Annotated in this window: 5 protein-coding genes and 1 tRNA gene; all 6 read right to left on the bottom strand. The window is 70.4% G+C overall.

The window, feature by feature from the left end:
- Positions 1–113 precede the first annotated feature (113 nt).
- Positions 114–701 (bottom strand): UbiX family flavin prenyltransferase, encoded by a 588-nt coding sequence (locus AB0M59_RS53395; RefSeq protein WP_364632087.1) that lies wholly within the window; start codon positions 699–701, stop codon positions 114–116.
- The gene (locus AB0M59_RS53400) at positions 694–1,851 is read right to left on the bottom strand and encodes a Rieske 2Fe-2S domain-containing protein (protein WP_364632089.1); all 1,158 of its coding nucleotides are present in this window, start codon (positions 1,849–1,851) and stop codon (positions 694–696) included. The genes AB0M59_RS53395 and AB0M59_RS53400 overlap by 8 nt, the downstream gene beginning before the upstream one ends.
- Entirely contained in the window at positions 1,851–3,212 is a 1,362-nt protein-coding gene (locus AB0M59_RS53405; protein WP_364632092.1) for a peptidase dimerization domain-containing protein, read from the bottom strand. Before AB0M59_RS53405 ends, AB0M59_RS53400 begins: the two co-directional genes overlap by 1 nt.
- Entirely contained in the window at positions 3,209–4,075 is an 867-nt protein-coding gene (locus AB0M59_RS53410) for a VOC family protein (RefSeq protein ID WP_364632095.1), read from the bottom strand. The genes AB0M59_RS53405 and AB0M59_RS53410 overlap by 4 nt, the downstream gene beginning before the upstream one ends.
- Positions 4,076–4,095: 20 nt before the next feature.
- Positions 4,096–4,965 (bottom strand): alpha/beta fold hydrolase, encoded by an 870-nt coding sequence (locus AB0M59_RS53415; protein ID WP_364632097.1) that lies wholly within the window; start codon positions 4,963–4,965, stop codon positions 4,096–4,098.
- A gap of 75 nt (positions 4,966–5,040) precedes the next feature.
- Positions 5,041–5,119: transfer RNA gene (locus AB0M59_RS53420), tRNA-Trp, on the bottom strand.
- Between the last annotated feature and the right edge of the window lie 155 nt (positions 5,120–5,274).

The raw sequence follows: 5,274 nt of genomic DNA on the forward strand, positions 1-5,274 counted from the left end.
ACCAGCCCCGGCATCCCGGCGAAGGCAACAGACCCGCACTACCGCCCGAGCACCGCGACCGTGAACCCCGCCGCCTCCGCGAGCGCCACCAAGTCTTTCTCACTCACGACCTCTCAGTGGGTCGAGGGGCCGTGCCAGCGCTCGACCAGCTCGTCCGGCGGCCGAATCCCCAGCAGATCGCACAGCCGCCCGACCTGGTGGTCCACCAAGTCGCCCAGCGTCGCGGGCCGCCCGTAGAAAGCCGGCATGAGCGGCGCGATGATCCCGCCCATCTCGGTAACCTGAGTCATCGCTCGCAAATGCCCCAGGTGCAAAGGTGTCTCACGCAGAGCGACCACCAGCTTCCGCCGCTCCTTCAAAGTCACATCGGCCGCGCGAACCAGCAGACTGTCGTTCTGCGACCAGGCGATCGCCCCAAGACTCCGGACCGAACACGGCAGCACGATCATCGCGTCAATAGGGAAAGACCCACTCGAAATCGGCGCCGCGATGTCACCCGGCCGGTAAGTGACGTCCGCCAGAGACGCGACGGACTCCGGCGTCCAGTCCGTCTCGAACGCGATCGTCTGCCGGGCCGCCGGCGTCACCACCAGGTGCGTCTCAACCTCCGGCATGCCCTTCAGGATCTCCAGCAGGCGGATCCCGTAGATCGCCCCGCTGGAGCCGGACATCCCGATCACCAACCGGAAAGGCTCAGTCATGCTTCGCCCGCCTCTTCTCGGCCTGCCGTTCCTTGACGACCTCGACCGGGCTGCGCCGGGCCTCCTCCTCGACCATCCGCCGCCACTCGGTCAGCGAGACGTCGGGGCGGTACAGGCGCTCCGGTGGGGCGTCGGTGACCTCCACCATCAGGCGGTCCTCGTCGTTGAACATGCCGTGGAACACCCAGCGCGCCCACGTCCAGTAGTAGAGCCGAAAACGACGGTTGCGCCACTTGCCCTGGTTCATCACCGCGAGCTGGACGTACGTGTGGTCCTCCGCCGATGCGGCGACCCACCACTCGAAGTGCGACCACTCCGCGTACTTCACCCGCAGCGTGCCCGGCAGCCGCAGCGACACCTTGGTCTTGTTGCCCTCGCGGCGCCGGTACCACTTCTTCTTCGGGAAGTCGCCGAGGCCGGGGAACGAGGCGCTGTAGTGCATCTTGTCCTTGCGGCGGGTGATCCACGGCCCGTCGCGGATGACCTTCATCTCGCTCCACACCGGCATCTTGACCCGCTTGGTCCACAACGCGTTGCGGTGCAGCCATTTCGCGTGACCGTCGTCGAAGCCGTTCTCCGCGCCGAAGCGCCAGTTGCCGTCCCGCACGGTGATGCGGCCGACGACGACGGCATCGGGGTCGAGCAGCTCCTCCGGGACGTCCTCGACGAACGGGCGGGCCGGGCCGTCGCCCAGCCACACCCAGACCAGGCCGCGGGCTTCCTCGACCGGGTAGGTGCGCACGGTGACCTTGCCGCAGATCGGCGACTCCGGGCCGTCGGTGATCGCCGCGACCAGCACGCCGGTCTCCAGGTCGAACGTCCAGCCGTGGTAGCAGCAGCTCCACGTGCCGGGGAACTCCTGCGACGACATCTTGTGGCTCAGCGGGACCCCGCGGTGCGGGCACCGGTCGTGCAGCGCGCGGACCTCGCCGCCGTCGCGGATCAGCATGATCTTCTCGCCGAGCACCTGGACCGCGCGCGGCTTGCGGCCGATCTTGCGCGACCACGCCACCGGGTACCAGTACTCGCGGAAGCCGAGCGCCGCCGCCTCGTAGCGCGGCCAGGTCGACCAGTCCCGGCGGCCGGGGCCGCCGACGGTCGCCTGTCGCCGCGCCGGAGGGGCCTGCTCGTCGCCGACAGTGTCGGTCATCAGTTGTCTCCTCGACTGCTCGCGGGAGGCTCACACAGTTCGGCGCGCTGCCGGGTGGTCACGTCAACGACGACCCCGACCAGCAGGTCGACCAGCCGGCGCATGGCGGGCAGGTCCGCGACACCCATCGAAAACCCTTCGAACGGCCCGGGTTCGGCGGCCATCGGCAGGCCGATCCGCGCGGTCGGGATGCCGTGACGGCGCAGCACGCCGCCGTCGGACAGCCCGCTGCCCGGCTTGCCCGGCACGTGCGGCCGGCCTTCGACCTCTTCCCAGGCCCGGACCAGCCGCGTCACGACCGGGCTGTCGGCGGACGTGGCGGACCCCGCCTGGCCGGCCACCAGCTCGACCTCGATCCCGACGGCCGGCTCCGACGCCCGCAGCTCCGCGACGATCGCCTCGAACTGGCCGGCCACGTCGTTGACCGTCGTGCGCGGGTTGACCCGCAGGTCGACCCAGAACTCGCAGGTCGCCGGGTTGAACGCCGGCTTGGTCCCGTCGCCGGCCCGGATCGCGGTGACCGCACCCTGCGGCGCCACCTGGCCCGAGGAGTTGCGCGTGGTGTACTCGGCGAACCAGCTCTCCAGCCGCCCGATCATCCGGGCGCCGGCGAGGATCGCGTTGTTGTAGTGCCCCTTGTGCCGGCTGCCGGTGTAGCCGACCGAACCGCGCACGACGATGCGGAAGATCGCGAACCCGACCTCCTCGTGCACCACCGAGTAGCCCGGCTTGAGCACGATCGCGAGGTCCGAGGAGCACTGGCCGTGGTCCATCAGGAACTGGGTACCGACGCCCATGCCCGAGTTGCGTCGCGAGGACTGCTCCCCGGCCAGCACCGGCATGCTGCCGCCGACCAGCGCGACCACCAGCTGCCCATCCAGCGGCACGCCGGAGCGGTGCACGGCGAGCGCGGCGGCCAGCGCGCAGCTGGCGAACGCCTTGGGGTTCTCCGCGCCGAGCCCGACGATCTTCTCGCCGTAGCGCTGCGCGGGCAGCGTGAAGTCGTCGCGGGGCCGTTCCCCGAGCCACGGCGCGTCCTCGCGGCCCGGCGCGAACGCGGTGTCGAGCGGCGCCAGCACGAGCAGCTGCGCGCCCGTGCGGCCGGTGCCGACGCGGGTGACGAGGTTGGCCTGGCGTTCGTCGATCGCCTGCACGCGGCTGTCGATCCCGGCCGACGTCATGACGTCGCGGAAGTACTCGGCCAGCTCTCGCTCACAGCCGGTCGGGCTGGGGATGTCGGTGGCCGCCTGGCACAGCAGCGCCAGCTCTTCCTCGTCGACCGAGGCGCGGGCGGCCTTGACCCATTCCCGCTGCCAGCCGGACAGTTGCGTGATGTCCGGGTCGATCGGGTCGGGGGTCATGAGGTCTTGATCTCGGTGCCGGTCACGTGGTGGTGCCCCCACAGACTGGTCGGCCCGGCCAGCTGCCGCGTCGACCAGTCGGCGGTGTCCACGTCCAGGCCGTCCCAGCCGTACTCGATCTCCCAGCCCGAGGGCGTCTCGAGGTAGAACGACACGGCCCGGTCGTTGGTGTGCCGGCCCAGCGTGCGGGTGACGATCCGGCGGTCGTAGGCGACGTCGATGGTCGAGCCGACGTCGTCGAGCGTCGTCGTCTCCAGCATGATGTGCCGCAGGCCGGGCTCGTCGGTGTCCACCAGCGCGATGGAGTGGTGGCGCGGGTTGCAGTGCAGGAACGCGATGAAGCCCTTGAACGTGTCGCTGACGCCGAAGCCGAGCGTGTCCACCAGGAACGCCAGCGTCTCGGCGTAGTTCGTGACGCCGACGACGGCGTGGCCCATCCCGTGCTCGCCGGTCCGGTAGCCGGTCAGCGCGCGGGTCAGGCGCAGCGGCCGGAAGTCGGCCTCCTGGCCGTAGAACAGCTCGTGGCGCAATCCGGACGGGTCCACCAGCCAGACCATGCCCGCGACACGCCGGTCGGCGCATTCGGCGGCGGTCGCCCGGGTCACCGCGACGCCGGCCGCGGCCAGCTCGTCCTCGAGCGCGGTCAGCTCGGCGGCGCTCGCCACCTCCCAGCCCAGCCAGGACAGTGCTGCGCCCTCGCCGTGGCGCACGTCGAAGCGGTAGGCCCGCTCGTCCATGCGCAGCAGCAGGCGTCCGTCGTCGACCCACTGGCCGGGCAGGCCCAGGACGTCCGCGGCGAACGTCTCCCAGGCCGGAAGCTCCCTGGTGGACAGTCCGACGTAAGCGAGACTGCGGATGCGCATGGGGTCCGTCCTCCTGCTGGTCACTCCGCACTGCCCAGGAAGTCCAGGACCACGCGATCGTGTTCTTCGGGCTGCTCCCACTGCGGCCAGTGCGCGGCGTCGGCGACACAGTGGAAGGCCGCGCCCGGGATGAGTTTCGCGATCCGGCGGCCCACGTCGGGCCCGCTGCCGGGGTTGTGGTCCGACCAGAGCACGAGCGTCGGCACGCTCACCGTCGCCAGCCGGTCCTCGGAGATCTTCCGGTTCGGCCCGGAGCCGAACCCGAAGGAGTTCTCGAACACCGTGCGCAGCGCGGCGTTGGTCGCGGGCTCGGCGTAGATCCGGCGGCGGACCTCGACCAGCTCGTCGGTGACGCGATCCGGGGTGGCCATCAGCCACTCCAGCCGGGTGCGGATGGTCTCCGGGGTCGGGTTCTCGATCGCGGCCAGCGAACGGGCGCGCAGCGCCTCGCGGCCTTCGGCGGGCCGCTCGTTGACCGAACCCGGCGCCCACTTGATACCGGCGGTGGTGTTGAGCACCAGCTTCCCGACGCGGTCGGGGTGCTCCAGCGCGAGCGTCAGCGCGACCCAGCCGCCGAGCGACTCGCCTTCGAGGTGCGCGCGCTCGATGCCCTGGGAGTCCAGCAGGTCGAGCACCTGCGCGACGTACGTGCCGACGGCGTCGTGGGTGAACTCCGGCTTGGCGGAGAAGCCGTGCCACAGCAGGTCCATCGCCATCGTGCGGTAGTGCCGACCGAGCCGGTTCACGTTGCGCGCGTACGCCTCCGCGTGCCCACCGACGCCGTGCAACAGCACCAGCGGTTCGCCGTCGCCGGCCTCGATGACGCGCGTCCGGTACTTCTCGCCGAGGACGTGGGTCTGGCTGCCGAGCAGCTCGGTCCAGATGGTCACCTCGGGCACTCCCAACGGTTCGGCGGGCGGGGATCGGTGGCACGGGCCCGGCCTGGACCGGTGGCGCGGGAGATCTGGCAGGGGCGGCAGGACTCGAACCTGCAACCGTCGGTGTTGGAAACCGCTGCTCTGGCCAATTGAGAGCTACACCCCTTCGCACCGGCTTCCCGGTGCGAGATCATTATGCGGCGGATTTTTTGGGGAACTTGCTAGGTCTGCCGCGGCTTGTCGTGAGTGAGAAACAGTGTTCTAACCCTGTTTCTCACTCACGACCCCCGGCACCGAAGCGATCCGGACTGAAGACGTCGA

This window comes from Amycolatopsis sp. NPDC051371, from assembly GCF_040682155.1.
GTDB lineage: Bacteria > Actinomycetota > Actinomycetes > Mycobacteriales > Pseudonocardiaceae > Amycolatopsis.

What these genes read in the sequence shown, in the direction of transcription:
- AB0M59_RS53395 (WP_364632087.1), bottom strand. Translation starts at nt 701, where the DNA reads ATGACTGAGCCTTTCCGGTTGGTGATCGGGATGTCCGGCTCCAGCGGG.
- AB0M59_RS53400 (WP_364632089.1), bottom strand. Translation starts at nt 1,851, where the DNA reads ATGACCGACACTGTCGGCGACGAGCAGGCCCCTCCGGCGCGGCGACAG.
- AB0M59_RS53405 (WP_364632092.1), bottom strand. Translation starts at nt 3,212, where the DNA reads ATGACCCCCGACCCGATCGACCCGGACATCACGCAACTGTCCGGCTGG.
- AB0M59_RS53410 (WP_364632095.1), bottom strand. Translation starts at nt 4,075, where the DNA reads ATGCGCATCCGCAGTCTCGCTTACGTCGGACTGTCCACCAGGGAGCTT.